At 61.9% G+C, this 26,397-nt stretch carries 20 protein-coding genes and 2 pseudogenes; 1 reads left to right on the top strand and 21 read right to left on the bottom strand.

All coding sequences use genetic code 11. From position 1 onward, the window contains the following. Positions 1-202 precede the first annotated feature (202 nt). The 20 genes and pseudogenes from ACTG4K_RS16635 to ACTG4K_RS16540 form a co-directional block, all read right to left on the bottom strand. Positions 203-811, bottom strand: a pseudogene (locus ACTG4K_RS16635) (polysaccharide deacetylase family protein); the annotation flags it as partial. A 141-nt stretch (positions 812-952) separates the two neighbouring features. Further along, positions 953-2,263, bottom strand: coding sequence for a putative O-glycosylation ligase, exosortase A system-associated (locus ACTG4K_RS16630; protein ID WP_439115329.1), 1,311 nt, complete (start codon positions 2,261-2,263; stop codon positions 953-955). Beyond that, the gene (locus tag ACTG4K_RS16625) at positions 2,263-2,430 is read right to left on the bottom strand and encodes a hypothetical protein (RefSeq protein ID WP_439115328.1); all 168 of its coding nucleotides are present in this window, start codon (positions 2,428-2,430) and stop codon (positions 2,263-2,265) included. The genes ACTG4K_RS16630 and ACTG4K_RS16625 overlap by 1 nt, the downstream gene beginning before the upstream one ends. Beyond that, entirely contained in the window at positions 2,427-3,596 is a 1,170-nt protein-coding gene (locus tag ACTG4K_RS16620) for a glycosyltransferase family 4 protein (RefSeq protein ID WP_439115327.1), read from the bottom strand. Before ACTG4K_RS16620 ends, ACTG4K_RS16625 begins: the two co-directional genes overlap by 4 nt. Positions 3,597-3,643: 47 nt before the next feature. Continuing rightward, entirely contained in the window at positions 3,644-4,609 is a 966-nt protein-coding gene (locus tag ACTG4K_RS16615) for a polysaccharide deacetylase family protein (protein ID WP_439115326.1), read from the bottom strand. A 65-nt stretch (positions 4,610-4,674) separates the two neighbouring features. Continuing rightward, the gene (gene wecC / locus ACTG4K_RS16610; protein ID WP_439115325.1) at positions 4,675-5,895 is read right to left on the bottom strand and encodes a UDP-N-acetyl-D-mannosamine dehydrogenase; all 1,221 of its coding nucleotides are present in this window, start codon (positions 5,893-5,895) and stop codon (positions 4,675-4,677) included. Then, complete coding sequence (gene wecB / locus ACTG4K_RS16605) at positions 5,896-7,035, bottom strand: non-hydrolyzing UDP-N-acetylglucosamine 2-epimerase (RefSeq protein ID WP_439115324.1); 1,140 nt, start codon at positions 7,033-7,035, stop codon at positions 5,896-5,898. Then, positions 7,032-8,246 carry a TIGR04063 family PEP-CTERM/XrtA system glycosyltransferase gene (locus tag ACTG4K_RS16600; RefSeq protein ID WP_439115378.1) on the bottom strand — a complete coding sequence of 405 codons (1,215 nt, stop codon included), beginning with the start codon at positions 8,244-8,246 and terminating at the stop codon, positions 7,032-7,034. The genes wecB and ACTG4K_RS16600 overlap by 4 nt, the downstream gene beginning before the upstream one ends. 132 nt (positions 8,247-8,378) lie before the next feature. After that, a complete protein-coding gene (locus ACTG4K_RS16595; RefSeq protein WP_439115323.1) occupies positions 8,379-9,839 on the bottom strand; it encodes a lipopolysaccharide biosynthesis protein in 1,461 nt (486 codons plus the stop codon). 31 nt (positions 9,840-9,870) lie between these two features. Further along, positions 9,871-11,028, bottom strand: a complete 1,158-nt coding sequence (locus ACTG4K_RS16590) for a TIGR03088 family PEP-CTERM/XrtA system glycosyltransferase (RefSeq protein WP_439115322.1) — start codon at positions 11,026-11,028, stop codon at positions 9,871-9,873. Beyond that, entirely contained in the window at positions 11,025-12,971 is a 1,947-nt protein-coding gene (locus ACTG4K_RS16585) for an XrtA/PEP-CTERM system amidotransferase (RefSeq protein WP_439115321.1), read from the bottom strand. Before ACTG4K_RS16585 ends, ACTG4K_RS16590 begins: the two co-directional genes overlap by 4 nt. A 2-nt stretch (positions 12,972-12,973) precedes the next feature. Then, positions 12,974-14,587, bottom strand: a complete 1,614-nt coding sequence (gene xrtA / locus ACTG4K_RS16580; protein ID WP_439115320.1) for an exosortase A — start codon at positions 14,585-14,587, stop codon at positions 12,974-12,976. Further along, complete coding sequence (locus tag ACTG4K_RS16575) at positions 14,580-15,803, bottom strand: TIGR03087 family PEP-CTERM/XrtA system glycosyltransferase (RefSeq protein ID WP_439115319.1); 1,224 nt, start codon at positions 15,801-15,803, stop codon at positions 14,580-14,582. The genes xrtA and ACTG4K_RS16575 overlap by 8 nt, the downstream gene beginning before the upstream one ends. Before the next feature lie 19 nt (positions 15,804-15,822). Then, a complete protein-coding gene (locus tag ACTG4K_RS16570; protein WP_439115318.1) occupies positions 15,823-16,875 on the bottom strand; it encodes a FemAB family XrtA/PEP-CTERM system-associated protein in 1,053 nt (350 codons plus the stop codon). Beyond that, positions 16,868-17,734: an XrtA system polysaccharide deacetylase gene (locus ACTG4K_RS16565; RefSeq protein ID WP_439115377.1), complete on the bottom strand. Its 867-nt coding sequence runs from the start codon at positions 17,732-17,734 to the stop codon at positions 16,868-16,870. The genes ACTG4K_RS16570 and ACTG4K_RS16565 overlap by 8 nt, the downstream gene beginning before the upstream one ends. A gap of 42 nt (positions 17,735-17,776) precedes the next feature. Continuing rightward, positions 17,777-18,928, bottom strand: a complete 1,152-nt coding sequence (locus tag ACTG4K_RS16560; protein ID WP_439115317.1) for an XrtA/PEP-CTERM system-associated ATPase — start codon at positions 18,926-18,928, stop codon at positions 17,777-17,779. Between the two features lie 3 nt (positions 18,929-18,931). Further along, on the bottom strand, positions 18,932-20,485 hold the full coding sequence (locus ACTG4K_RS16555) for a TIGR03016 family PEP-CTERM system-associated outer membrane protein (RefSeq protein WP_439115316.1): 1,554 nt from the start codon (positions 20,483-20,485) through the stop codon (positions 18,932-18,934). A gap of 23 nt (positions 20,486-20,508) precedes the next feature. Then, a complete protein-coding gene (locus tag ACTG4K_RS16550; protein WP_439115315.1) occupies positions 20,509-21,444 on the bottom strand; it encodes an XrtA-associated tyrosine autokinase in 936 nt (311 codons plus the stop codon). A gap of 9 nt (positions 21,445-21,453) precedes the next feature. Further along, positions 21,454-22,986 (bottom strand): XrtA system polysaccharide chain length determinant, encoded by a 1,533-nt coding sequence (locus tag ACTG4K_RS16545; RefSeq protein WP_439115314.1) that lies wholly within the window; start codon positions 22,984-22,986, stop codon positions 21,454-21,456. A gap of 110 nt (positions 22,987-23,096) precedes the next feature. Next, the gene (locus tag ACTG4K_RS16540; RefSeq protein ID WP_439115313.1) at positions 23,097-23,735 is read right to left on the bottom strand and encodes an XrtA/PEP-CTERM system exopolysaccharide export protein; all 639 of its coding nucleotides are present in this window, start codon (positions 23,733-23,735) and stop codon (positions 23,097-23,099) included. A 261-nt stretch (positions 23,736-23,996) separates the two neighbouring features. On the opposite strand from ACTG4K_RS16540, the gene ACTG4K_RS16535 reads away from it, so the two are divergent. Beyond that, entirely contained in the window at positions 23,997-25,193 is a 1,197-nt protein-coding gene (locus ACTG4K_RS16535; protein WP_439115312.1) for an amino acid aminotransferase, read from the top strand. A gap of 208 nt (positions 25,194-25,401) precedes the next feature. Here ACTG4K_RS16535 and ACTG4K_RS16530 read toward each other — a convergent pair. Next, a pseudogene (locus ACTG4K_RS16530) lies at positions 25,402-26,122 on the bottom strand (group II intron maturase-specific domain-containing protein); the annotation flags it as partial. Positions 26,123-26,397 lie beyond the last annotated feature (275 nt).

The following is a 26,397-nucleotide window of genomic DNA, read 5'->3' as shown; positions in this document are numbered from 1 at the left end:
CCAGCAAGGTGGGTTTTTGCAGAAAATTGCGGGCAAATTGCAGGTCGATCTTGGCGGCCGATGGCCCCCACGGCGTGAAGCGCGGTATTTGAAACCGGGAGGTTTCTGCCGTGGCTGCGCCCCGGTGGGTGGTCACGGCGCTGGTGTAGCCCGCGCGTTTCACCATGTCAATGTGTTCTGGCCCAAAGTCTTGATGGGGTATGCCGTTGGGGTAGGCAAATGCAAGCACCTTGCCTCGCACGAGGGCTTCCAGCGCTTCGCGGGCGCCCGCTATTTCCTGGTAAGCCTGCTCAGGCGTGCACCGGCTCAAAATGGGGTGTGTCACGGCGTGCCCACCAATACCAAAACCTTTGGCGTGCAGGGCTCGCAGGTCTGCGCCGCACATCACGGGAACCCGAGCCGCGTTGTGACCGGTGTGCCGCTCCAGCCCCAGCAGCAGGCGCTCTTTGTCTTGCGGCGCCTGGTATTTCAGGGCGCGGTCAAGCTGCCGAATGGTGTTGTGCCGCTCGGTATCACTGGCAAAGCCCAAAGGCGGTACGCCCGGTATGCCGAGTTGAAGCTCGGGCAGTGCGCCCGGGGCGGCAGCGACCGCATGCAATATGCGTTCGTTCCACATGGGGAGCCCACTGAACTGCCCGCTGGTGATGAAAAACGTGGCATGTGCATTGTGCTTTTGCAGCACTGGCACAACGCCTTTGAGCCAGTCAGGGTAGCCGTCGTCAAAGGTGATGCAGGCCGCCCGTGGTGGCAAGTTGCCCGCGCGCAAAGCGGTCAGGGCGTCCTCAAGTGGCAGTATGTTGAAGAGCCGCATGGTTGTTTGAAGCACGCGTTCAAAACCGGCAAGGTCGAGCTCGGTGCTTGCCAACGGGTGGCGTTGGCGGGGCACCTTGTGAAACAACAACACGGTGAGCTTGCCGTGTGCAACAACGTTGAACAGCTGCTGGAACATGGTTTAGGTGGCCCCTGTCAAAGAGGGTTGAGCACGTTGTTCGCGCTGCAACTGCAGTTTCACGACTTCCATCAGCATCATCACCACGTAGGGAAGTTCAAAGTAAGCGGCGCTGAGCAAGGAGCCTGACACCGCATACGCCAGCAAAACGGCCAGCAACAGGTCGGCCAGGTCTGCGGCCCACTGGTGTTGGGGCGGGTTGAGGCGCGCCATTTTCAAGATCTCACGGCGGCTCACCACGGCATTCAGCAACAGGCCCACAAACAACAGCAAACCCACAAAACCCAGGTCCCCCAGCACTTCGAACCAGATGCTGTGGGCCGCGCGGGCGCTCTTGGTCTGTGGTGGCGTATCCACGAACCCCAGCAGGCTGGGCGCATCTTTAAAGCGCTCCCAGACGGGGACCGATTGCACCGCGCGAAACCCGCCGCCAAAGACCGGGTGGCCCACTGCAATGGCCGAGCTCACTTTCCAGGCGTCTACCCGCCCCATAAAAGACGCATCGTCGCCCGCCTGCTGAATGGTGTCCATGCGCTCGCTCCAGTCTTGCGGAGCCAGCTGCACCACCAGAACACCGGCCAGCGCGATGGCCACCATGCCCGCCAATTTGTGGCGGCCCTTGAAAACCAGCCACAGGGCAATTGCAAACAAACCGACCAGCCCGCCCCTTGAATGGGTGGCCACCACAGCCAACACAGTCAAGAGGGCAGCCGCGGCAAACGCCCCGCGCACCCACCATTTTTCCGAATAATGAAAGAGGTACACCAGCAGCGGAATCACCATCAGCAACACCAATGCAAAGTGGTTGTTGTCGCCAAACTTGCTTAACCCCTGGGCGTTGTGGCCGCCGGCACTGGCGATGAACTTCAGTCCCTCCAGCGCGCCATGAAAGCTGACCGCCAGGGCCAACATGACCACCACAGCATGGATGCGCAGACGGCTCGTCACCAACATAGGCATGACCACACAAAACAGCACGGTTTTGGCCAGATTGCCAAACAATTCCCAATTGCGAACCAGGCCTGGGTAAGCCAACAGCGCGCACAACAAGCCGTGGGCAACAAAAGCCAGCATCCACAGCGTGGTGCGGTTCATGGCAAAGGGCGCGGCCTGCGGGTCACGCCGTACCAGCAGCGCAAACAGGGTCGCCAACGCAAAAACCATGGCGTAGGGCAAACCGCCCATAAAGCCGTACATGTATTCGCCGAGCGAAATAAGCCCCGCCCAACCCCACAGCAGATAGCCGGCAAACGCATGGCCCACACCAAGCGGTACATAAAAGAGCATGAAACCCAGCAAGACCAGGTCACGCATCAAACACCGCCTTTCTTCGGGGCATCCGCCCGATTTTGCGGTGTGTTGGGCGCTTCGCGGTAAGCCAAAAAGCCAAGATTCGAGCGGTCGGCACCGGGCTTGCTGGCGCCACGGAGCAGACCAAGAAAAACCAGCAGTGCAGCCAGCAACAAGGCACCTTCAATCAAAACAGGCTCCTGAAAAGGTCCAGCTGTCCTTGGGTCGTTGCATCCCATGAAAACGTTTCAGCATGCCGGCGCGTTGCAGCGCGGCACGGCAGGTCTGCATGCAATTGGCGCCACGCCCACGCCAGCGATGGCGCATCGCGATGTTCCATCAGCAGCCCGGCTGCCGGCGTGCTCACCACGTCAGGCGTGCCCCAAATGTTGGTGGCCATGACTGGCGTGCCGCAAGCCATGGCCTCAAGCAACACATTGGCCCAGCCTTCTCGGCTGCTGCACAGCGCCAGCGCATCGGCGGCGCTGTACCACCACTTCAGCTCGGTTTGCGGCACCACGCCGGCCCAGTGCACGCGGTTCGCCACACCCAGGCGGGTCGCCAGGGCTTTCAACGCGGCGGCTTCCGGGCCAGCGCCGGCGATGAGCAGATTCACCGCAGGTAGCTGGGCCAGTGCCTCGATGGCGATGTGGTGGCCTTTGCGCTCCACCAGGTGACCCACCGACAACACATATTGGCCTTGCGGGTTCAACCCCAGGCGGGTGCGGGCGGCTTCGCGCGGTTCTGGGGTAAATTGGTCCAGGTCGACCCCATTGCGCAGCGTGTGCAGCTTGGCCGGGTCAGCGCCCAGCTGCGCCAGCGAGTCCATCAGCGCTTTGCACACGCCGATCGACGCGCTGGCTTGTGCTGCGGTTTGCAAGATCAGCTTGCGGGGAAACGGGTACTGGGGAATCAGGTTCAGGTCGGTACCGCGGGCGGTCACCACCAATGGTTTGTCCAGCCACTTGGCCAGCAGGCCGGCGGCCACACCGTCGGGGTAGTAGTAGTGGGCGTCGATCAGGTCAAAGTCAAAGCCTTCGCGTTGCAAGCGGCGCAGCGTGGGCAAGGCGGCCAGGGCCATCGTGTAAGGTGCCATGTTCATACCCACCTTGGGCAGGAGCACATAACGCGGGTGGTCCACGTCCAGGCCATGGCGGTGTTCAAAACGGGGGGTGGCGGCAAACTGGGCGTATTCGCCAAACCGGGGCGCGCTCAAGGGAAACCACGGCACCGGCGCCACCACCTTGGCTTGCACCTGCCCGGTCTTGACGAGCTCGCGCAAGCGCGTTTCGACAAAAATGCCGTGTATGGGTCGCACCGCGCTGGGGTACAAAGACGAAAAAAGAAGCAGCTTCATCAAATGTTTGACCTATTGGTGAAAAAGCATGGCTACATGGCAAACAGTTACCTGGCGCCGTAAAAATAATTGGAAGCCGCCTGCTCGATATTTCTGGCAACCGTTCGAACATAACTGTGCCCCAACAATTCAAAACTGGGAACGTTTGACACCACTGGTGGATTCAAATGGTAGGTAGCAGTATTTAAATATTGGCGCGCGCCCAAAGCGGCACACACCTTCTCGAATCTATGACGCACAATATGGTTTGCCTTGGTGCGGTCACGGCTCATCAACTCAAAGCTGTGCGAAACCAACGTGAAGCCCTCCGCACCCATCTGATGGGCATGGTCCAACGCAGCCATTATTTCCCAAGCAGACAACGCGGTAAGCTGAGCATGGCGCCGCCGCCCATTTGCGCCGGAAATAGCACCTATTGGAACCTCAATTAACCCACAATGCTCCACCGGCTGATTGACTTCTCGCGGCAATTCAATTTGACAAGCCGACTGGTCTATTCCAGGACAAAAACTTGTATCGTACTGGATACCATTCAAACCGAGTGCACGCAGTGTATCGTCATTAGCGCCATAGTTACCAGCCCGAAAAGCAACTGGGGCTGGAGCGCCCGCCTCCACCAAGGCACCGCTTGCATATTTAATCAAGGTGGATTGGTCTTCCAGGGTGAAGTCTTTGATGTTGCTGCCCAACCGACCTTCAACCGGCGAACAATCTGCATACTGCAACCATTCCGTGTGCAAATGCAATTGAACATCATGACCGCGCTCAACGACCGGCTTGACCATTTCTCGAATGACAGGCACACCCAACACCAAAGATGGCATGGGATCAACAAAGAACACCCCTTTGAGCCCATAACGCTCCAGGACATCCATCTGGTACCCCAGACCAACATCACCCTTGTTGGTCCGGCCACGTATGGAGCGATCAAAAATCTCTTTTTCGCCGCCTGGCCCAAGCAACCGGTACAAACCTGAGGCCAGCTCGGTATCAACAGTCAGGTAGACATTCATAGAAGTGCGCCCTGCATCACGATTCAACCCTCATCGAAACTGCGCAAAAAAATCGAAAGACCCCATCAACGCAACACACCCTTGGTGTCAATCACCACTTTGTCCTTGATCACTTGCGGATCAATATCGGTGAATTCGTGGTGGTCAACCAGCAGCAACAAAATGTCGGCCTGCTTTAGCACGTCCTTCAGTTCGTACAAAGGAAACGGAGCCTTGTCTTTGGCCACGTTGGGGTCACAAGCCATCAACGTGCCCAGCTTTGACTGCAGCAACATGTTGACAATCTCCATGGAAGGCGACTCCCGCAGATCGTCAATGTTGGCCTTGAAGGTGAGGCCCAGGCAGCCAATGATCGGGTCTTTGAACCGCTCGGCCTTGGCACGCACTTTTTCAATGACCCAATGGGGTTTGGAATCGTTCACCTCGCGCGCGGTGCGAATCAGGCGCGCTTCGGCGGGCGCACTGGACACGATGAACCAAGGGTCTACCGCGATGCAGTGACCCCCCACGCCCGGACCTGGCTGCAAGATGTTGACGCGGGGATGGCGGTTGGCCAGCGAAATGGTTTCCCACACATTGATGCCCAGCTTGTCGCAAATGACGGACAACTCGTTGGCAAACGCAATGTTGACATCGCGAAACGCGTTTTCGACCAGTTTGGACAGCTCGGCGGTGCGGCTGTCTGTTTCCAGAATGGCGCCGTTGCAGAAGGTCTTGTACAGCGTGCGTGCTTTGGCAACAGCGGCTTTGGTGGTGCCGCCAATGATGCGGTCGTTGTCCACCAGTTCGCGCAATATTTGCCCCGGCAACACCCGCTCGGGGCAATGGGCTGTGTGGACCTTACCCACCAATTCGGGCCGTTCCGTGGCAATGATTCGTTCCACCACTTCGGTGGTGCCCACGGGCGATGTGGACTCCAGGATCACCAGGTTGTCTTCGCGCAAATAAGGCACGATGGCGCGTGTGGCGGCTTCCACATAGCTCAGGTCTGGCGCTTTGGCGTTACCGTCTTCGTCCTTGAATGGCGTGGGCACGGCCAAAATGAACGTATCGCCCTCTTCCGGCGTGAGCGAGGCGCGCAGGTTGCCGCTGTTCACCGCCGAGCGCACCAAGATGTCGAGGTCGGGCTCAATGATGTGGATGCGGCCGGAGTTGATGGTATTGACCGCCGATGCGTCCACGTCCACACCCAGCACCGTGTGCCCCTTGGTGGCCAGCATGGATGCGGTAGGCAGGCCGATATAGCCCAGACCCATGACGATGATTTTTTGCAGTTCGCGTGCCATTTAGGGTTTCCCTTTCAAATTCATGATGGATTGGATGATTCGTTGGACGGCCTCGCCATCGCCATACGGGTTGTGCGATCGGGACATTCGGGTGTATTGGGCTTCGTCGGTCAGCAACCGCCGGGCCTCCTGCACGATCTTTTCGCGCGACGTACCCACCAGCCGCACGGTGCCCGCGTCCACCGCTTCAGGCCGTTCGGTGGTGTCTCGCATCACCAGCACCGGCTTGCCCAGCGCAGGCGCTTCTTCCTGTATGCCACCAGAGTCGCTCAGGATGATGTGTGCCCGCTCCATGAGGTAGACGAACGGCAAATAGTCCACCGGCTCAATGAGATACACGTTATGTAGCCCGCGAGCAGCCAGGATGCTGTTGACCGGCTGTCGCACATGGGGGTTCAGGTGCACCGGGTAAAGGATGTCGACATCGGCGTGCTCGGCGGCGATGTCTGCCAGGGCTTCGCAGATGTTTTGAAAGCCTTCACCAAAATTTTCGCGGCGGTGCCCGGTCACCAGAACAAGCCGGCGCTGCGGGTTCAGAAAGTCAAAGCGTTGCGCCAGCTCGGCTTTCAGCGTTTCGCCGTCGCGCAGCTTTTCAACCACCGCCAGCAAGGCATCGATCACGGTGTTGCCTGTCACGCAAATGGCTTCAGCGGCAACGCCTTCGCGCAACAGGTTGTCGCGCGAAGCCCCCGTGGGCGCGAAGTGGATGTCGGCAATGGCGCCTGTGAGCTTGCGGTTGATTTCCTCCGGAAAAGGGGAGTGCTTGTTGCCTGTGCGCAAGCCGGCTTCAACGTGGCCCACCGGCACGCGGGCGTAATAGCCCGCCAGGCTGGCAGCGAGCGTGGTGGTGGTGTCGCCGTGCACCAGCATCAGGTCGGGCTGTTCTTGCTGCAGCACGCCCTTGAGGCCCAGCAAGATGTTGCTGGTGGTGTCAAACAGGTCTTGGCCGGGCTTCATGATGTTGAGGTCGTGCTCGGGCACGATGTCAAACAACTTGAGCACCTGGTCGAGCATCTGGCGGTGTTGGGCGGTGACGCACACCACCGTTTCAATGTCGCCAGCCCTGGCCTGGAGGGCTTTGACGAGCGGCGCCATTTTGATGGCCTCTGGGCGGGTGCCGAATACGACCAGGACTTTCATGGAATTCCCTTGCCTAGCAGAGCCCTGTAGGGCGCTTCGTAATGGGCGACGCTGTGGCGCCAATTGCGCTCAGCTTCGACAAAATGGCGGCCATTGGCACGCAGCTCTGGCCAGCGGGCGCGGTGCTGGAGCATGTCCAGAATGGCATCGGCAAGGGCCTGGGCGTCGTCAGCCTTGAAAAGCCAGCCGGTTTCGCCGTGGCGGATGAGTTCTTTGTGGCCCCCCACATCAGAGGCCACAAACAGGTGCCCCTGGGCCATGGCCTCCAGTGGTTTGAGTGGGGTCACCAGCTCGGTCAGCCGCATGGAATGGCGCGGGTAGGCGAGCACGTCGATCAGGTCGTAGTAGCGGTTCACCTCGGCGTGCGGCACGCGCCCGGTAAACGCCACATGCTGGCCCAGCCCAAGCGCTGCCACCTGCGCTTTCAGGGCGGCTTCTTGCGGCCCGCCCCCCACCAGCATCAAAAACATGTCGGGCCGCGATAGCAGCAACTGCGGCATGGCCGCCACCAGCAAGTCCAGCCCCTCGTACGCGTAAAACGAGCCTATGAAACCGACCACCGTGCGGCCCTGGGTGCCCCAGCGCTCTTGCAGCGCCGGCTCGGGTGCCTGGGCCAGCTGGAAACCTTCAACGTCCACCGCATTGGGTATGACCGTGACCTTGGCCGAGGGCACCCCCCGTGCCACGATGTCGCGGCGCAAGCCCTCGCAAATGGTGAACACGTGGGCGGCCTGGCGTATGGCCCTGGTTTCCAGAGCCCGCGTGGCGCGGTAGCGCAAGCTGCCCTCTTGCGTGGTGCCGTGGTCTACCGCCGCGTCTTCCCAGAAAGCTCGAATCTCATACACCACCGGAATACCCCATTGGCGCCCCACCTGAATGGCAGGAAACACATTAAGCACGGGGGAATGGACGTGAATGATGTCGGGTTTGACCGATGAGACCACCACCTCCATTCGGGTGGCCAGCTGCTGCATCAATTGCATTTCACCCACGATGGGCCAGTGTGCAACGGCGCCGATTGCGGGTGGCGTGCGGTAAAAGTGGAGCCCGTCGACATCCTCTTCAAGTTGCTCGGTCATGCCTTGTTTGGGGGACGTGAGGTGAAACGTTTCCCAACCCAACGCCCGTTGCTCGCGCAGCAACGCCGCCGAGCGAAAGGTGTACCCGCTGTGCAAGGGAATGGAATGGTCAAAGGTATGTAATATCCGCATCATGCACAACCCATTGCAATGTTCAACGCTGAATTCTCGCTACAGATTAAACACATTTAAAAATGAAACACAAAAACCAAAACCATCATCTGCTGAAAAACTGTGCACCAAAAATACCGATCGACACCGCGCCTACGCCCGCTTCAATTTCACATATTCCAAAACCGTAGACTCAAGACCCTCAGGCTTTCGAAAGGCCATCCAGCCAATCAACAACAAAAATATGTAGGACGCCACCCCGCAAAAAACACCCACCAGCAGCTTCAGCCAAACAGCTTCAAAATACGCAATGGCGCCCAACACGAAAAACCCCATTGCAGCGGCAGACACAATGGAACGGAAAAGCGCGCGAAAAATAGCGGTAAAACTCAAGCCACAACAACGAACCGAAACGACACAGATAAACAAACAATTGGCCAGCCCAGCGAACAGCCGAGCCCCAACCAGACCGATCAAATGCAGCTTGGGAACAAGAACAAAAGCCGCCATCAAAAACACCAAAAACTCCACCCACACAGCGGTATTCTGATTTCGAGTATGCCCCCGCATAATCAACAAAGAATTAAGAGGATTCATGGCAAACTGAATGCTTCCAACCAAGGCAAACAGGGCGACAAACGGCGCAGCAGCCACCCACCGCGCGCCTAGCACAAATTCGACCAAAGGCAGCGAAAGCGCCGCCACCCCAAAACCCATTGGCAAGGTAATCGCGTTTGCGGCAGACAAGGTTTTCAATACAGCTTCATTGGTCCGCTGCATGTCCGACTGCATGGAAGTCAACACCGGAAGAAAAGCGCGCATCATGGCTGGCCCCAACTCGCCCACTGGCAGCCGCCCCAAATCCGATCCGACGTTGTAAATTCCATATTCATTTGTAGAACCTATGCGTGCGGCCACAAATTCATCGGTATTTCTGAGTAAAAAAGTCCCCACGCCAGACAACATAAGCCACTTCGTAACAGCCCATATTTCTCCGATTTTTTTTGTGTTCCAGCGCGGTCTGTAAGGGTGCATGAAATAGCTCAATACCAGCCCAGCAATATACCCAACACCAAGACCAACAACCAGCGCTCGGTAATCGCGTAAAAAGTAACCAGCCACCACGGTGGCAACCACACTGAACAATTTTGAAACAACGTTGTACCTGAACTCAAGGTGGAACTTGTATTCTTTCAACGCCAGAACCATGCCGATGTTGCCGGCCCCACTGAGTGCTACGCAAACCGCCAACAGCCACAAAACATTCAGCACCCTGGGTTCGTTGAAATAATGAACAGCCAGCGGCGCTATGGCGATCAAGACCCCTGCGACTGCGATGCTTTGAAGGAGACGAAGCGTCCAAGCCGAGTCAATTTCATCTTTTGAAACCTCCGCTTTGCGCAACAGCGCGGTACCTGCACCAAAATCCAGCAATGCTTGAATAAGGGTTACAACCAGCATCGCCATAGCCACAATGCCGTAGTCTGCTGGCATCAGCAAACGGGCCATGATCACCGTATTTAAAAATCCAATGCCTTTGATGGCCCAGCGCGCACCAACGGACCAAAGCGCCCCGACGATCAGGGTTTTTTTGGGGCTAGGCAGTTCAGCCATGGGTTCCTGAATATGTCGTGTTTATTTATATTCAATGGCCTCGTGCAGCCACGCCAGAAAACACATGCTCATAGGCCTCAACCATTCCACCAAGGCCAAAGTTCGCGGCAGCTTTCACGCGCGCCGACTGCCCAAGTTGCTGCGCGTACGCGGGCTTGTGAAAACACAGCCAGATGGCATTGGCCAATGCAGGCTCTTCAGCCGCGGGAACCAAAAGGCCTGTGACGCCGTGTTGCACCATTTCGGGCGTTCCCCCCACCGCCGTGGCCACCACCGGCAAGCCGCAAGCCATGGCTTCTTGCAGGGTGCAAGAGGTGCCTTCGGCTTGTGAGGGCAACACGAAGCAGCTGAGCATGGGCAAGATGGCGGCCACGTCGTCGCGGGCGCCAGCCAGCCAGGCCAGGTGTTGCACGCCGGCTTGGGCCAGGGTGGCTTGTATGTCCGCGCGCAGCGGCCCTTCACCCACCACCACCAGACGCACGCGCTCGGCGGCTTCGGGGTGCTGCTGCAGCAGCTGCACAAACGCCCGCGCCAGCAGGGGCTGGTTTTTAACGGTTTGCAGGCGGCCCACGGTGCCCACCAGCCAGTGTGGGCCGGGCACAAACGGGCAGCCGGGCACGGCGGGGGCCACGCCATGGACCGGGGGTGCAAAGGTCTGGGTGTCTACGCCATTGGCAATGACTGAGCGGCGGCGGGTGGGCACGCCCACGGCTTGGGCCAGGTAGTCGTCGATGTCTTGGGACACCGCCACGCAATGGCTGACAAAGGGTTGGTAGAGCTTGCGCAGGCGTTGGTAGCGCGGGTTTTTGCCTTGGGGGTCGTGCGCGTCCCAGCCGTGTTCGGCGTGTATGCGCAGGGGCACGCGCGCCAGCCAGGCCAGGGGTGTCACCTCCAGCGCGGCCAGGTTGCAGGTGTGCACCACGTCGGGTTTGAGCTCGCGCAGCAGCTTGTAAATGCGCGGGTACAGCGGCACGGCGTGGCCGGGGGGTTTGTGCAGCTCAATAAACTGCACACCGGGCTGGGTGATGCGGTTTTTAAAGTCGCTGATGGTGGTGAGCGACAGCAACACATGTTCAAACCGGTCGGCGGGCAAGCGGTTGATCAGCTGCACGATGACGTTTTCAAGCCCGCCCACGCTGAAGCTGTAGACCACATGAACAATGCGCCGGCGCCGGAGTGCGGTGTTCATGCGGGCATGGCCACGGCGGGTGTGGCGGCTTGGGGCACGGCTTGTGCGGGGGCCTGGGCCTGGCGCAAAAACGCGTCAAACATGATCAGCATCCACAGCGCGGTGGCGTGGTCGTGGTGGCCGCCCAGGTGCTGCTCCACCAAGGTTTGCAGGCCGCGGGCGTTGAAATAGCCCGAAGCCAGCATGCGGGGGCTGAGCACCGAATCGCGCATGCGCTGTGCCAGTGGGCCGCGCAACCAGCTGGCCAGGGGCACCGAAAAACCCATTTTGGGCCGGTACAACACGCCGTGCGGCAGCAGCGGTTCAAACGCTTTTTTGAAGATGTATTTGCCCTCGCCGCCTTTGATCTTGAGGCCGCTGGGCAGGGTGGCCAGCCATTCGATGAGCGGGTGGTCCATGAGCGGCTCGCGCACTTCGAGCGAGTGCGCCATGCTGGCACGGTCCACCTTGGTGTTGATGTCGCCCACCAGCCAGGTTTTGTAGTCCAGGTACTGAATGAGGGCCAGGGGGTCGTCGGTCTGGGCGCGGGCGGCGTGCTGGCGAAACACGTCGAGCGACTGGTAGCCGCCCAGGCTGCGCTCAAACGCGGGTGCAAACAGCCGCTGGCGCTGTTCGGTGCGCAGGTGCGACATGCTGTGGTGGTAGGCCTGCACCGTGTCCATGGCCATGGCCTGAAAGGTGGTTTTGGCGCGCAAGGCGCGGGGCGCCCAGTCGGCCTTGGGGTACAGGCGCCCGAGCAGCCCAAACACCGGGCTGCGCACGCCGGGGGGCAGGCGGCTGCGCACGCCCTCTTCGCCCAGGTGCATGCGGTAGCGCCGGTAGCCGCCCAGGCTTTCGTCGCCACCGTCGCCACTCAGCGCCACGGTGACGTGTTTGCGCGCCATCTGGCACACCCGGTAGGTGGGCAGGGCCGAGCTGTCGGCGAAGGGCTCGTCGTACAAGTGGGCCAGGGTGTCGATCAGGTCGAAGTCGTCGCTCTTGACGATTTCCAGCCGGTGGTCGGTCCGGTAGCGGCTGGCCACTTGCTGGGCAAACGCGGACTCGTTGAAGCGCGGGTCGTCAAAGCCAATGGCGCAGGTGTGAACCGGGGTGCTGGACAAGCCGGCCATGGTGGCCACCACGGCGCTGGAGTCGACCCCACCCGACAAAAACGCACCCAGGGGCACGTCGGCCACCATGCGCAGCTTGACGGCCTCGCGCACGCGCTCGCGCAGCTCGGCCTCTGCATCGGCCAGGTCAATGGGGTTGTCGTTGATGAACTGCACGTCCCAGTAGGGCTGGGGCTGGGCCTGGGCGGCGTCGCCCCGGCGCAGGGTGAGCGTGTGAGCGGGGGGCAGTTTGTGGGCGTTGCGGTAGATGCAGCGGGGGTCGGGCACGTAGCCGAAAGCAAAGTAGTCTTCCACGGCCAGCGGGTCAATGCTGCGCACAAAGGCCGGGTGGGCGGTGAGCACCTTGAGCTCGGAGCCAAACACAAACGAGCCGTCGGGCAGCCAGGCGTAGTGCAGGGGTTTGACGCCCATGCGGTCGCGCGCCAGAAACAGGGTTTGCTGTTGGCGGTCCCACAAGGCAAAGGCAAACATGCCGCGCAGGCGCTGCACGCAGGCCGGGCCCCAGGCTTCCCAGGCGTGCACGATGGCTTCGGTGTCGCTGCGGGTTTTGAAGCGGTGGCCCAGCGCCTGCAACTCGGGCACCAGCGCCTGAAAGTTGTAGATCTCGCCGTTGAAGACAACGCCCACGCTGTCGTCTTCGTTGAACAGCGGTTGCTGGCCGGTGGTGAGGTCAATGACGGACAGGCGCCGGTGGCCCAGCGCCAGCCCGGGTTCCAAGTGCAGGCCGTCTTCGTCGGGCCCGCGGTGGGCTTGTATGTTGTTGATGCGCGAGGCGAGCGCGCGGTCAAACGGGCGCTGGCCGTGGGTGTCAAAGAGGCCAGAAATGCCGCACATGATCAGCGCGCCCCGCGGGTTTGCTGCAGGGCGGCTTCAAGCGCCTGCCCTTGGGTTTGTAAAAATTGTTGCAGCACGGTGGTGGCTTCTGCGCGGGCTTCGGGCTCGGGTTGCTGGGGGTTGAGCGGTGTGTACAACACCACAATAGCCCCGTCATCGCCCTGCCCCATGACGCGGCTCAAGGCGCCGTGCAATTTGGCGTTCACGTCGCTGGCGGTGAAGCGGCCGTTGACCCAGTAAAACCGCCAGGCTTGCAGGCGCACTGCGTGGCTGGAGAAGCCTTGGCCCCCCTGGCGCAAGGTGGCGGCGGCCACGGTGAGCGGCTGGCCGGCCAGGCTGGCCGTGGCGCTGGCGCCCGACACGCGGGCCCACTGCGGGTCGTTGCTGTTAACCCATACGTTTTCAGAGCTGACGAGCTTGCTTTCGTAGTCTTGCTGGCGGTAGTAGCTCAGGTGCACGCCCACCGCCTGGCCTTGCGGGCCGGTGAAACCGGTGTGGGCAGTGGCCACGGCGTGCTTGAAAGCCGGCGCCCACTGGGCCGGAGGCTGGGCCACGGCCTGCCAAGGCGCCCGCGCAGCGGGCACGGCCAGCTGCACCGGGTCGGTGCGGGTTCCCAGCGCCAGCACCTGTTTAACACCATGTGGCAACGCGACCACCACCAAAGCCACCAGCGCCGCCATGCCACTGCCCATGCCTCGGGCTGGCATGGGCCGTTGGCCCGCGCTGTGCGCCAAGCCGGCAGCGGGTGCCACGGGCGCGGTGGGGGGCTGGGGCGCGTCGGCCCAGCGGGCACCTATGAGCAACATGATCATGATGACGACACCGAAGAACACCCAGCCATACACCAGGTGGTCCACGCCGGTGGCGAGTTCGTTGCCCGAGAGGTGGCCGATCATGACGATCATGTAAGCGCGCAGCCAGTTGGCCAGGAGGGGCACCAAAATGGCCACGCCCACAAACAGCCAGCGCTTAGTGAGGCTGCGGTAGCTGAGGTAGGCAAACAGGCAGCCCACCGTGAGCGAGGCGATGAGGTAACGAATGCCGCTGCAGGCTTCCACCACCGACCACGACCCCGACGGTATGACGAACTGCAGGCCTTCGCGGTAGACGGGTATGCCGCTCCAGCGCAGGGCGACCACGGTGAAGTCGGCCGTCCATTCCATCAGCTGGGGCAGCATGAAGTCGCCCATGGGCACGGCAAAAAACAAAAAGCCCAAGGGAAACGCCATGGCCTTGGCCACAGGCCAGCCCAGCACGGCGGGCACAGCCAGCACCAGCAGCAGCACCAGCGCAAACTGCGTGACCACGTTCACCGCCACCAGGTCGCCGGCCAGCCACAGGCCGGCCGCACCCAACATAAGAACCCAGGCCAGGCTGGACGGCCTTGGCACCAGCGCGGCCAGGTTGTCGCGGATGCGCCAGATGAGCCACAGCGAAATGACCGGCACCACAAAGCCGTGGGCGTAGGTGTCTGAGCGCGTCCAGATGGACGCCATACCCAGCGCCGTGTGGCCATACAGCACCACCATGGCCAACCACAGCGCTGCCAGAGCGAGCAGCGGTGTACGCCAGTGGACTGCAACCACCGGGCGGGCAGCGGTGATGGCATCAGACATGGGTAGCCTGCGGGGCGTGTGGCGGGGCCAGGCAGTCGTCCATACCGCTCAGGTGGGCCTGCCAGCTAAACCGCTGCACCACAAACTGGCGGGCGGCCCGGCCCAGGGCTGCGGCGTGCTCGGGTGCGTCCAGCAAGGGCCGCAGAGCTTGCAAAAATTGCTCCGGCGTGTCGGCCCGCAGCTGGCCTTGGTCGGCGCTGGCGCCGATGGCTTCAGCACACGAATGCACCGTGACCACCGCTTGCTGCATGGCCATGGCTTCGAGAATTTTGTTTTGAATGCCGCGCGCCACGCGCAGGGGCGCCACCACAGCGGCGGCGTGTTGCAGATAGGGGCGCACGTCGGGCACGGTACCGGTGACGACCACCTGCTCAGACGCCAGCGCCTGCACCTGGGGCGACGGGCTGCGCCCCACGATGTAGAAGCGCACGCGCGGCCAGCGGGCCAGCAACTGGGGCAGCATGTCGGCCACGAACCAGCTCACGCCGTCGATGTTGGGCCAGTAGTCCATGGCGCCGGTAAACACGATGGCTTGCTCGTTGGGCGCAAAGGGGCTGGGGCGCTGGGGGTCGGGGGCGAAAAAATCGGAATCCACCCCGTTGCTGAGCGACTGCACCCGCCCTGCACTTTCGGGTGCTTGCGACACAAACAGCGCGGCTTCGTTGGGTGTGACGAAAAACGAGCGCTGGGCCTGCGCCGCCACCGCACGCTCGTAGGCCAGCAGGCGCTGGCCTTCGCGGCGGTACAGCCACGACAGCGGCCAGCGGTGTTCGGGCGCGTATTGCGTCCACTTGGCCGAGTCCACGTCCACAAAGTCGACCAGCATGGGCACCTGCGGTGCCAGCGCCTGGGCGTAGGGCGCCATCGACGATGAAAACACCACGCTGGCTTGCATGGGGTGGGCGGCCGCGGTGGCTTGCACCCAGCGCTGCATGCCGGCGCTGCGGTAATAGGCCAGCGTGAGCGCTTCGCCACGCAGCAAGCCGCTCAGGCTTTTGAGCTTGGCGGTGCGCGGGTGCAGGCGCTCCACATGCAGGTCGGGGCACAGGGCTTTCAGCGTGGGAAGGTGCTGCTCGTCGTCGGGGTCGTCAATGAAGGTGCCCAGAAACACGCGGTGGTTTTGCAGCAGATGGCGCAACAGGTGGTAAGAGCGCACCTTGTCGCCCTTGTTGGGCGGAAAGGGCAAGCGGTGCACCAGGTAAAGAATGTTGGCCATGGCGTGCTGTGGGGGCGGCTCAGCCAAGCTGGCGAACGATGTGGGGACCGAGCCAGGTGGCCAGGCCCAGGGGCATGCGGCGCCAGGTGGCGATCAGCAGCTTGTATTTGGCGTTGTTGGGGTTGTTTTGCGGAATGCTGTCGCGCTTGTAGAGGCAAAACTCGTAGTGCAAGGGCGTGGGCTCGAAGCCCCAGTTTTTTTTGAAGGCGTAAGGGCCGGTGCCGGCTTTGCTGCGGCCGAAGTCAAACACCGTGAGGCCACGGGCGCAGGCCCGGCGCATGAGCTCCCAATATTTGAAGTCGTTGGCGGCGAGGTCGCGGGCGGCTTCGTCGTCGCCCGCGTAATACGGCAGCACCTCGTCGCGAAAGTAAAAGCTCAGCACGCTGCTGAGCGGCATGCCCTGGGCAGAGCTCACGGTGAGCACTTCGCAGTCGGCGCCAAAGGTATCCATGAGCGCCTGGAAATAGCGCTTGGGCATGGCGGGCGTGCCGTGGCGGTGCACGTTGTCGGCGTAGAGAGCAAAGAATCGGTCCACGTTGGGGTCAACGGCCGAGATGAGCCCGTTTTTGATGCCCTTGCGCACCATGGCGCGCTGTTTGCGCGGAATGGCGAGCATGTTGTCTTCTTCCTTGGGCCAAATTTCTTTGCGAAAGGTGACGTACAAGTCTTGCAGGGGCCAGTCGGTGTGGCGGCGCTGCACGTTGCGCAGCTCCAGGTGGTCGGTGCCCAGGCTTTGGGCCAGGCGCTGGGCTTCTTGCTCCAGCGCGGTGGCAGCGTCTTCGGTCAAGGCGGCCACGCCGCCGTACACCGCAAACGGCAGGCTGGTGAGCGCGTTGCCAAACAGGCGGCTGTTGACATGGCCCAGCGGCAGCACACCTTGAATGTGGCCCTGCGCTTGGGCGTACAAAAAGTAGGTGTCGTGGCGAAACACCTCACGGATGATGGTTTGCCAGCCGGCACGGTGAAAAAAGGTGGCCTGCGGGCAGGCCGCCACAAACGCCTCCCAGCGGGCAACCTGTTCGGGGTTGCTGCCGTCGAGGCGGTGAACTTGCAGGGCGGCTGGGTCAGACAACGGGCACCTCTTGCGCTCGGTTTTTCAAAAAAATCTGGTCCATACGGCCCCAGCGGAAGTCTTGGATCAGGCGTTCGAGGCGCTTTTCGGTGCGGCCAATGTTCACGTAATGCCGAAAGCGGGTTTTGGCGCTGATGCCTTTCACGCGGGGCTGGTCGGTGTCAATTTCCCAGGGGTGGCAGTAAAAAATGGCGGGCTGGGCGTCGCGCTGGTTCACTTGCTGCAGCATCCAGCGCGAGAGCGCATAGGGAAACAACCGGAAGTAACCACCGCCGCTGGAGGGCAGGTTGCGGCTGAGCAGGCGCAAGGTGGTGGGCGGAATTTCCATCAGGCCAGTGCGGATCTGGTGGGCAAATCGCGGTGCGTCGGGCATGCCGTAGTGGTCGTGTTGCACCGGGTAGATGCTGGAGCTGTAGCGGTAGCCGGCACGCTCCAGGGTGTCGAGCGCCCAAAGGTTGCTGGCGACTATGGAAAAACTGGGCGCGCGGTAACCCACCACAGGCACGCCACCAATGTCTTCCAGTATGGCTTTGGCCGACTGGATGTCGTTGAAAAAAGCGGCTTCGGACAGGTCGGTGACGCGCTCATGGCCGTAGCCGTGGCTGGCGAGCTCGTGTCCGTCGGCCACGATGCGGCGCACCAGCGCGGGGTAGCGCTCGGCCAGCCAGCCTAGCGTGAAAAAGGTGGCTTTTGTGTCGTGGCGTGCCAGCATGTCGAGCATGCGGTGCATGTTGGGCTCGACCCGGCATTCGGTGGTGTCCCAGTGGGCACGGTCGATGTGGGGCGCAAACGCCGAGACCTGAAAGTAGTCCTCTACGTCGATCGTCAAGGCGTTGGTGATGGGTGAGCGTTGGGCCATGGTGGTTCGATCAGGGTCGGGAAGAACGGTGCGGCCCATGGCTCAGGTGGGTGCGTCGCCGGCCCGTTCTTTTCGGGCGGCGTTGGCAATTTTTTTCAACGCATCCAATATTTCAAGGCTGATGCGCTCTTGGCGCAGCACGCTGCGCTCAATGCGCATCAGCCGGGTGCTGAGTTGCTCGGCCGACACGCGGGTGAGCTGCTCGGTCATGCCGGCCACGAGCTTCGCGTCCAGCTCCAGGTCGGCGGGGTCGATGGCGTCCAGGCCCCAGGCGCAGGTGTCGGTCATGGCCCCACCGGCGCCGCTGCTGGCGGCTGCCACAAAGGCCCATGGGTCGTCCGTGGGCCGAGCGCTGTGGCCAGCCGCCTGGCTGGTAGGGGTGTTGTTTTCCACCTGAATTTCAGCCACCACGTCTTGCAGCGAAGCTGCCGTGAAATGGGGGTTTTCGCTCAGGTAACCCTGCAGCATGAGGCGGTCACACAGCGCGTTGATGCGCCGCGGAATGCCGCCCGAGTGGTGGAAGATGTCGCGAAACACGACCGGGTCAAAGGTGGGTTTTTCGGCGGCGCCGGCACACCTCAAGCGGTGTTCAATGTAGGCGCGGGTGTCCTCTTCGTCCAGCGGGCCGAGGTGGCAGCGTGCCGTGACGCGCTGGCGCAGCTGCAGCATGCCGGGGCCTTGCAGCATGTCGCGAAACTCGGGTTGGCCTACCAGGAAGGTTTGCAGCAGCGCCTGGTCGCCAAACTGGAAGTTGGACAGCATGCGCAGCTCTTCCACCGCCTGGTGCTGCAGGTTTTGCGCTTCATCCACGATCAGCAGGCAGCGCTTGCCTTGGGTGGTCTGGGTGATGAAGAAGGCTTCAAGGGCCATCAGCATGTCGGCCTTGCTGTGGCTGCGCACCGGCACGCCAAAGGCACCGCACACCATGTGCAACGCGTCTTCGGCCCCCAGCTGGGTGCTGACGAGGTGGGCCGCGACCACCGAGCCGTCGGTCAAGCTTTCCAGCAGGTCGCGCACGATGGTGGTTTTGCCAGCCCCCACTTCGCCGGTGATGACGATGAAGCCTTCGCCCCGCATGACGCCATACACCAGGTACGAGCGGGCGCGGCGGTGGGGCTTGCTGCTGTAGTAGAACTTGGGGTCGGGGTTGAGCTGAAAAGCCTTGCTGGTCAGCCCGTAAAACGCTTCGTACATGGGTCAGAACCGGTGGGTGATGAGCACCGCCATGGCGGTTTCGCCGTAGGGGGTGGTGGCGCCTTCGGACACGGTGCGGCGCAACTGCACGCTGCCACTGGTGCGCAAGCCCAGGCGGGTGGTCACGCCCAGCGCCAGCGACTTGCTACGGGTTTGCGAGCCGGTGGTGGTACCTGCGCTTTGCTGGGCTGAAAACGATGTGCTGAACGAGGTGACAGGGGTGAGGCGGTGCGCGTAGACCACGCTCCACGACTGCTGGCGCACGGAGGCCTCGGTGTCGAAGTCGTCACCAAGGTTGATGGCGGCGTCGAGCCGGCGCGTGTTGCCTCGCGACACGGCCAGGGTGAGCACGTCACGCACCCCCACCAGCGCCACCGACAGCTGCTGCGCGCGCTGCACCGTGGCCGATGAGGTGAGAAAGCTGCGGTACACCTCGGTGTTGGCCGGCAGGCCGAGCTTGAGCAGTTCGGCTTCGACCAACTGGGCACGCTTGACGGCGTCGGTTTCCTGCGAAAGGTACAGGCTGTCGATGAGGTCGTAGAGCGAGCCCAATGACGCAGAAACCGATTCGAGTGCGCTGTCGCTGACACCCCGCGTGTCGGTGTAACGCCACACGGTGCGCTGGCGGCGGTGCTCCAGCAACAGGTTGTGCCCATGGCCAAAATAACGGTCGTCCAGACCGGCGGCAACGCGTGTGCGGGGCGACGGGCGCCAGTCGAGGTTGATACCGGTGGTGCTGTAAGACTTGCGCGACGGGGTGATCACGTCGTTGGACTCAACGCCTGCGAACACGGACAGGGTGAGCTGGCTGGTGGCGTCATAAATGAGCCCGGCGCGCACAGTGTCGGACTGCGTGCGGCGGCCCAGCACGTAGTCGGTCTCTTGCAGCGCTGCGTTGAAAGACCAGCCAACAGGCTGCCCATCGCGCTGGCTGGCGAGGTTGACCGTGAGGTCCTGGGATGTGAAATCTGAGCGGTCGCTGGCGTCGGTAGAAGTGGATTGCAGGCTGTAGCGCGCCTCGTAGTCGGCCACGCCAGCGAGGTTGCCGCGAAAGAACGGCGAAAAACGGAAGCTGACGGTTTCAGACCGGTTGGCGTCGGCCAGGCTGGACGATGCACCCAGGGCAGAAATGGACTGGTCGCTGACCACGCTGGAAAGGTCGACGAAGGCCCGGTTGTCCCAGGCGTCGATGCGGGCGTTGGCGTTGAGCGCGTGGCGCAGGTTGTCGCCCGAGGTCTTTTGCGCGTAGTACAGGCCGCTCAGCGAATAGTCCAGAAAGCCTTTGACCCGGGGTTGGTTGACCACCACGCGCACACCGGGAGACATTTCAAAAATTTGCTCACTTTGTGGGTTGTTGGCAGACAGCGCGCCGTTGCTCGACAAGGTAACGCCCGCCGACACGCGGGGCTCGACCCAGAGGGTGGGCCCGCCGCCGCCGTTGTCGCCCGTGTCTTGCGCATGGACGGGCACCGCCATGGAAAGCGACAGCGCGGCACCACTGGCCCAGGCCATGGCATGCAGCACCTGCGGGGACAAATGGTTGCTCGGGTGTTTCATCACAGCGTCCTCCTGGAGTGTGCTCATGGCGGGCTGGACACCGGCACATTGGATGCCGCAGCCTGGCTGGCCGATTGGCCGTAACCAAACCCGTAGCCGTAACCGTAGCTGTAGGCGTCCTGGTCGCCACCGCGGGCCTGGTTGAGCAACACCATCTTGACCGGGCAGGCTTCGATGGTGCTCAGGGCGTGCTGCACCTGGGACTGCAGCGTTTTTTCAGCCTGCACCACGACCACGATTTGCCCCATGTGGGTGGCGAGCACGCGCGCTTCGGTGGTGAGCAGCAGCGGCGGCGAGTCAAACACAATGACACGATCGGCGTAACGGCGGCCCATTTCTTCCACCAGGGCGGTCATGGCGTCGCTGGCCAGCAGCTCGGTGGCGCGCGGGTGGGGTGTGCCGCTGGGCAACAGGGTGAGCTTGTCCACGTTGGTGCGCAGCAGCGCCTGCGCCATGTCGATTGACTCGTCAATCAGCAGGTCCAGCAGGCCAGGGCCTGCAGGCAAACCCAACGTTTTGGTGAGCGATGGGCGGGCCACATCGGCGTCAACCAGCAGCACGGTGGAGTCCAGCTCCATGGCCATGCTCAGGGCGAGGTTGATGGCGGTAAAGCTCTTGCCCTCGCCCGGCATGGCACTGGTGACCATGATCAGGTTGCCGTTGAGCACCACCGAGGCGCCTTTGCCCATGGCGTTGTCCAGCAGCGGGCGCTTGATGACGCGGAACTGGTCGGCAATGGCGGCGCGGGGCGCGTTGGGCGTGACGAAACCGCAAGCCGCCAAGGCCGACAGATCCAGTTGAACCCACTTGGACACCGGCACAGGCCTGGCTGGCACGGCAGGCGACGCAGGCTGCGCTGCACGCACAGACGCCAAAGGCTCGGCAGCGGGGCCGAGATCGACCCCGGCCTGCCGCAATTGCTCCAGACGCTGGGCGGCCTTTTCGATCAAACTGGACATGTGTTTCCCTTAACGTCCCAAGCCAGAACGGTCGTACAGCACCGCCATACCGATGACAAACAGCAGCACCAATGCCAGCACGGCGGCGAGGAAACGCTTGAGGCTGCGGGATTCCTTTCGCCGGATCACATCGTTTTTAACCAGCGTCACCACGCCAAGGAGCGGCAGCTGTGTGGCGCTGCGCAGGGTGTTGGCATCGAAGAACACGGGACGAATCTGGCTCATGAGGAAGGCCACGCCCAAACCAGCGGCCAACGAGCCCAGCAACGCCAAAGGCAGCAGCAGCACGCGGTTCGGAGCCACGGGCCTGGGGTTGGCACGGGGTGGGTCAATGACCCGGAAGTCGGCCATGCTGGACGCGCTTTCGAGCTCACCGCTCATGGTGATGGATTCGCGCCGCGACACCAGGTCTTCGTAATTTTTGCGGTGTATCTCATAGTCGCGGTTGAGCTGCGCCAGTTCGGCTTCCATTTGCGGCGCGATCTTGAGTTGTTCGCGCGACCGGCTGGCCCGCGACTCGTATTCAGCCACCCGGGCGCGCAGCGAAGCCACCTGCACTTCAGCCGCCGCGAGCACGCGGGAAATCTCGAACAACGCCGGGTTGGACCCGTAGGACACCTGTCCCGGGTCGGCTTGTGCGGCCCGCTGCAGCTCGGCGATTTCCCGCCGTTTTTGCTCTTCAAGCTCCCGCACCAGGCGCCTGCCGTTCACCACGTCGGGGTGCTGTTCGGTGTAGCGCTGCAGCAGCGCGTCCAGATTGCGCTTGAGCGCGTCAATGCGCGAATCCAGCTCGGGGGTGGCAAAGCCAACACCCGAAGCGGCTGGCGCCTGGCGTTGCGCGGCACCGGCCTGATCCAGCTGGCGGCGGGCGGCTTCGCGGGCGCTTTCGGCTTCGCGCAGCTCCAGCCGGGCCTGGTTCAGCGTGCTGGAGATTTCGGCCATGCGGCCCGCCATGTCCAGCCCACCCTGTGACTGCATGTCAAGGTTGCGCAACCGGAATGCCTTCAAGCGGGTTTCGGCCTCGGTCAGCTTGTTCTCGTAGTTTTTGATCTGCTCTTCAATGAAGCGGCGGGCACTGTCAGAGTCGGATTTGGAGTCCCCCAGGCTCGACTCGACAAAAATGGTCATGAGCGACTGCACTACCCGCAAGGCCTTGTCCGGGCTTTCGCCGCGATACGACAGCGTGTAGAGGTTGTCGCGCCCGGTGGATCGGATCGCCACCGACCCGGTCACCTGCTCAATCAGTGCGTCTTGCTCAGACTTGGACTTGGCGCCCAGATCGAGGTCGGCCATGCGGATCAGCTTTTCGACCGTTGGCCGGCTCACCAAGGTGCGGCTTAGCATGGTCACTTGTTGCTCAATGTTGGGCTGGATCGCCAGACCCGACATGAGGGGACGCAAGATGGATTGCGTGTCCACGTACACCCGGGCCGATGCCTCGTAGCGGTCGGGCATGAGCACCACGGCCACCGAACCCACCGCTGCGACCAGCCAGGCAACGAGCACGCCGAGACGGCGGTACTTCCACATTCCCCGGAGCATGGTGAAAACCTGATGAATGAGTTCGTGCATGCAAACAACCGTCTGTAACAGCGAAGAACCACGACGCGTACGGGCCTGCTATACCGCAGGAGGTAGCCCGCGCATGCAGATCAGAACCAGCCCTGGGGAATGATCAAAATGTCGCCCGGCAGCATTTCGACATTGGCCGAAATGTCGCCATGTTTGACCAGGTCTTGCAGGCGCACGCTGTAGCGCTTGTTGCCCTCGGTGGCGCGAACGATGGTGGCCTTGTTGCCGTCGGCAAAATCGGTCAACCCGCCCACGGCGATCATCACGTCCATGACCGTCATCTTCTGCTTGTAGGGCAAAAACTGCGGCTTGGCAGCCTCGCCCACCACACGAATTTGCTCGCTGTACGGGCCGACAAAGTTGGTCACGATCACGGTCACCACCGGATCGCGCACAAACTTGGACAGTGCCTTCTCGACATCGCGCGCAATCTCACTGGGCGTTTTGCCCTGGGCCACCAACGCATCGACCAGCGGTGTGGAGACCTTCCCGTCTGGACGCACCGGCACGCTCGCCGAGAGTTCGGGGTTGCGCCACACATTGATGTTCAGCGAATCGCCCGGGCCAACGATGTAGTTGTAGTCAGCGCTGGCGGCGATGACAGGCGCCGGCGGGAGGGTGGCGCTGGTTGAGGCACAGGCCGTCAAACCAAGTGCTACAGCTGCTGCACCAGATAGCTTGGCAACAGCGAAAATGAGCCTATAAGTGCTTTTTTTCATAGTACATTTCCCCCAAATTTCGTGACTTGTTAATAAACGTTAACGAAAGAATTCAATATACAGCACGATCCTGTAGTTTGTATACGTCAATACGACGCGACTCCTCGTCTCGAAAGATAGGTGTCCTATGTGTAATTTTTTGTTCGTTCTCGCGCTCAGGGCAAGCCCAAGGCGTCCAAAAATCCACCGTTGCATTGAGTCACCGCAACGCGGCCGGTAAAATCGCCGCTGCCCTAGACACCAACCCCCAGGAAACCCAGCATGTCTCTTTTTTCAGCCGTTGAAATGGCTCCGCGCGACCCGATTCTGGGTCTGAATGAACAGTTCGCCGCCGACACCAACCCCAGCAAAGTCAACTTGGGTGTGGGCGTGTATTTCGATGACAACGGCAAGCTGCCCCTGCTGCAGTGCGTGCAGGCCGCCGAAAAAGCCATGATGGCCACGCCCAGTGCGCGCGGCTACCTGCCCATTGACGGCATTGCTGCCTACGACGCAGCGGTGAAGAGCCTGGTGTTTGGCGCCGACAGCGAGCCGGTTCAGTCGGGCCGGGTGGCCACGGTGCAAGCCATTGGTGGCACCGGCGGCCTGAAGATTGGCGCTGATTTTTTGAAGCGCCTGAGCCCCAACGCCAAGGTGCTGATCAGCGACCCGAGCTGGGAAAACCACCGCGCGCTGTTCATCAACGCCGGCTTTGTGGTGGACACCTATGCGTATTACGACGCCGAAAAACGCGGCGTGAACGTTGAAGGCATGCTGGCCAGCCTGAACGCTGCCGAAGCCGGCACCGTGGTGGTACTGCACGCCTGCTGCCACAACCCGACCGGCTACGACATCACCCCGGAGCAGTGGGACCAGGTGATTGCGGCTGTGAAGGCGCGCGGCCTCACACCCTTCCTGGACATGGCTTACCAGGGCTTTGGCCACGGCATCGCCGAAGACGGCTCGGTGATCGGCAAGTTCGTGGCGGCCGGCCTCACGTTCTTTGTGTCAACCTCGTTTTCCAAGAGCTTCAGCCTTTACGGTGAGCGCGTGGGTGCGCTGTCGGTGCTGTGCGAGAGCAAAGAAGAAGCCTCGCGCGTGCTGTCGCAACTCAAGATCGTGATTCGCACCAACTATTCCAACCCGCCCATTCACGGCGGCGCGGTGGTGGCTGCGGTGCTGAACAACCCCGAGCTGCGCGCCCTGTGGGAAAAGGAACTGGGTGAAATGCGCGTGCGCATCAAGGCCATGCGCCAGAAGCTCGTGGACGGCCTGAAGGCCGCCGGCGTGAAGCAAGACATGGGATTCATCACCAGCCAAATCGGCATGTTCAGCTACTCAGGCCTGAGCAAAGACCAGATGGTGCGACTGCGCAGCGAGTTTGGCGTGTACGGCACCGACACCGGCCGCATGTGCGTGGCCGCACTCAACAGCAAGAACATCGACTACGTTTGCCAGGCCATTGCCAAAGTGGTCTGATCGTTGAACGGGGCTTGGCCCCGCTCAGGCCCCCATCAGCTGGGGGCTTTTTTTTGCCCCCTCAGGACGGGGGCTTTTCCTCGTCTGCACTGGCCATGTACACATGCAAAGCGCACCACAATCGGCATAGGGAGCCTCCCCCATAGGAGGCACCCCTGCCACACCACCCGGCATGCGGGTCCGCACCGGGCGGTTCGAGCGTTTGATGTCAGGACAGCCTGGGTACTCCCAGCCGGTCAAAGCACGCAATGGTCAACACGCGCTTGATGACACCGTCGCTGTTGCGCCACCATCGATGGCAGTTGCCCGCCACTTGGTTCGCCCCAGCCTCCGACGCCCCCAGCGCCTTGAGTTCCCGGTAGATCGTCTCGGGCCTTTTCCAATGCTTGAGCTGGATCGCCCTCAGTCGATGGCGCAGCCATTCGTCCTGCTCGCGCCAGACGCCCGGCGTTAACGTACGCCTTCCAACCCAGCACATAGGGCCTGAGCTTTTCTACCGTTTGCGCCATGCTGCGCCCACCCGAGCGGCGCGTGCGCTGCCGGATGCGGGCCCTGAAGTTGTCCACGGCCTTGCGGGCCACGGCGCATTTGACTGCTCGACCCTTGGCCACCCACCGCGCGTAGCCCAGGAACTTGCGCACGAAGGCGCCGCCCACCGCGCTCTTGGCTTTGTTGATCTGAAGCTTCAAGCCAGCGTACAGCATCCGTAGGTAGGCCATGACCCAATCACCTGCCTTCATGCTGCCCACGTAGACGTTGCAGTCGTCGGCACAGCGCACAAAGCTGTAGCCACGCGCCTGCAGTGCCTTGTCCACTTCGTCGAGCAGCACGTTGGCCGGCAGCGGGCTCAGCGGCCCGCCTTGGGGGGTGCCCAGGTGTCGATCAACCACCACCCCACCATCCATGATCCCGGCGTTCATTCTGAACCTCTGCTGACTTCTCGCTCCGGCAAAACCGTGGGGCTTTCACCCACAAAGCGAGATCTCTCCAGGTAAAAACGCACACCTTCATCGCACATCCGCCGCATTTACGCCGCCTTGCCTTGGTCACAAGAGCTTCGTGGTTCATTGCCCACTCGCCCTGCTTGGCAGCGCCTTCTATGCTGTTTTTGTTCATCGGCTCGCGATTTACGCTCCACGCTGGATTCCCACGCTCGGTCACCCTCAGGCAGTTGCGCTTCACTTTGCTCACTGTGACCAGTTCG

Origin of the sequence: Hydrogenophaga sp., from assembly GCF_965657535.1 — a bacterium.
GTDB lineage: Bacteria > Pseudomonadota > Gammaproteobacteria > Burkholderiales > Burkholderiaceae_C > Hydrogenophaga.
The sequence above is the reverse complement of the archived record's forward strand: the minus strand, read 5'-3'. Positions and strand labels throughout refer to the sequence as shown.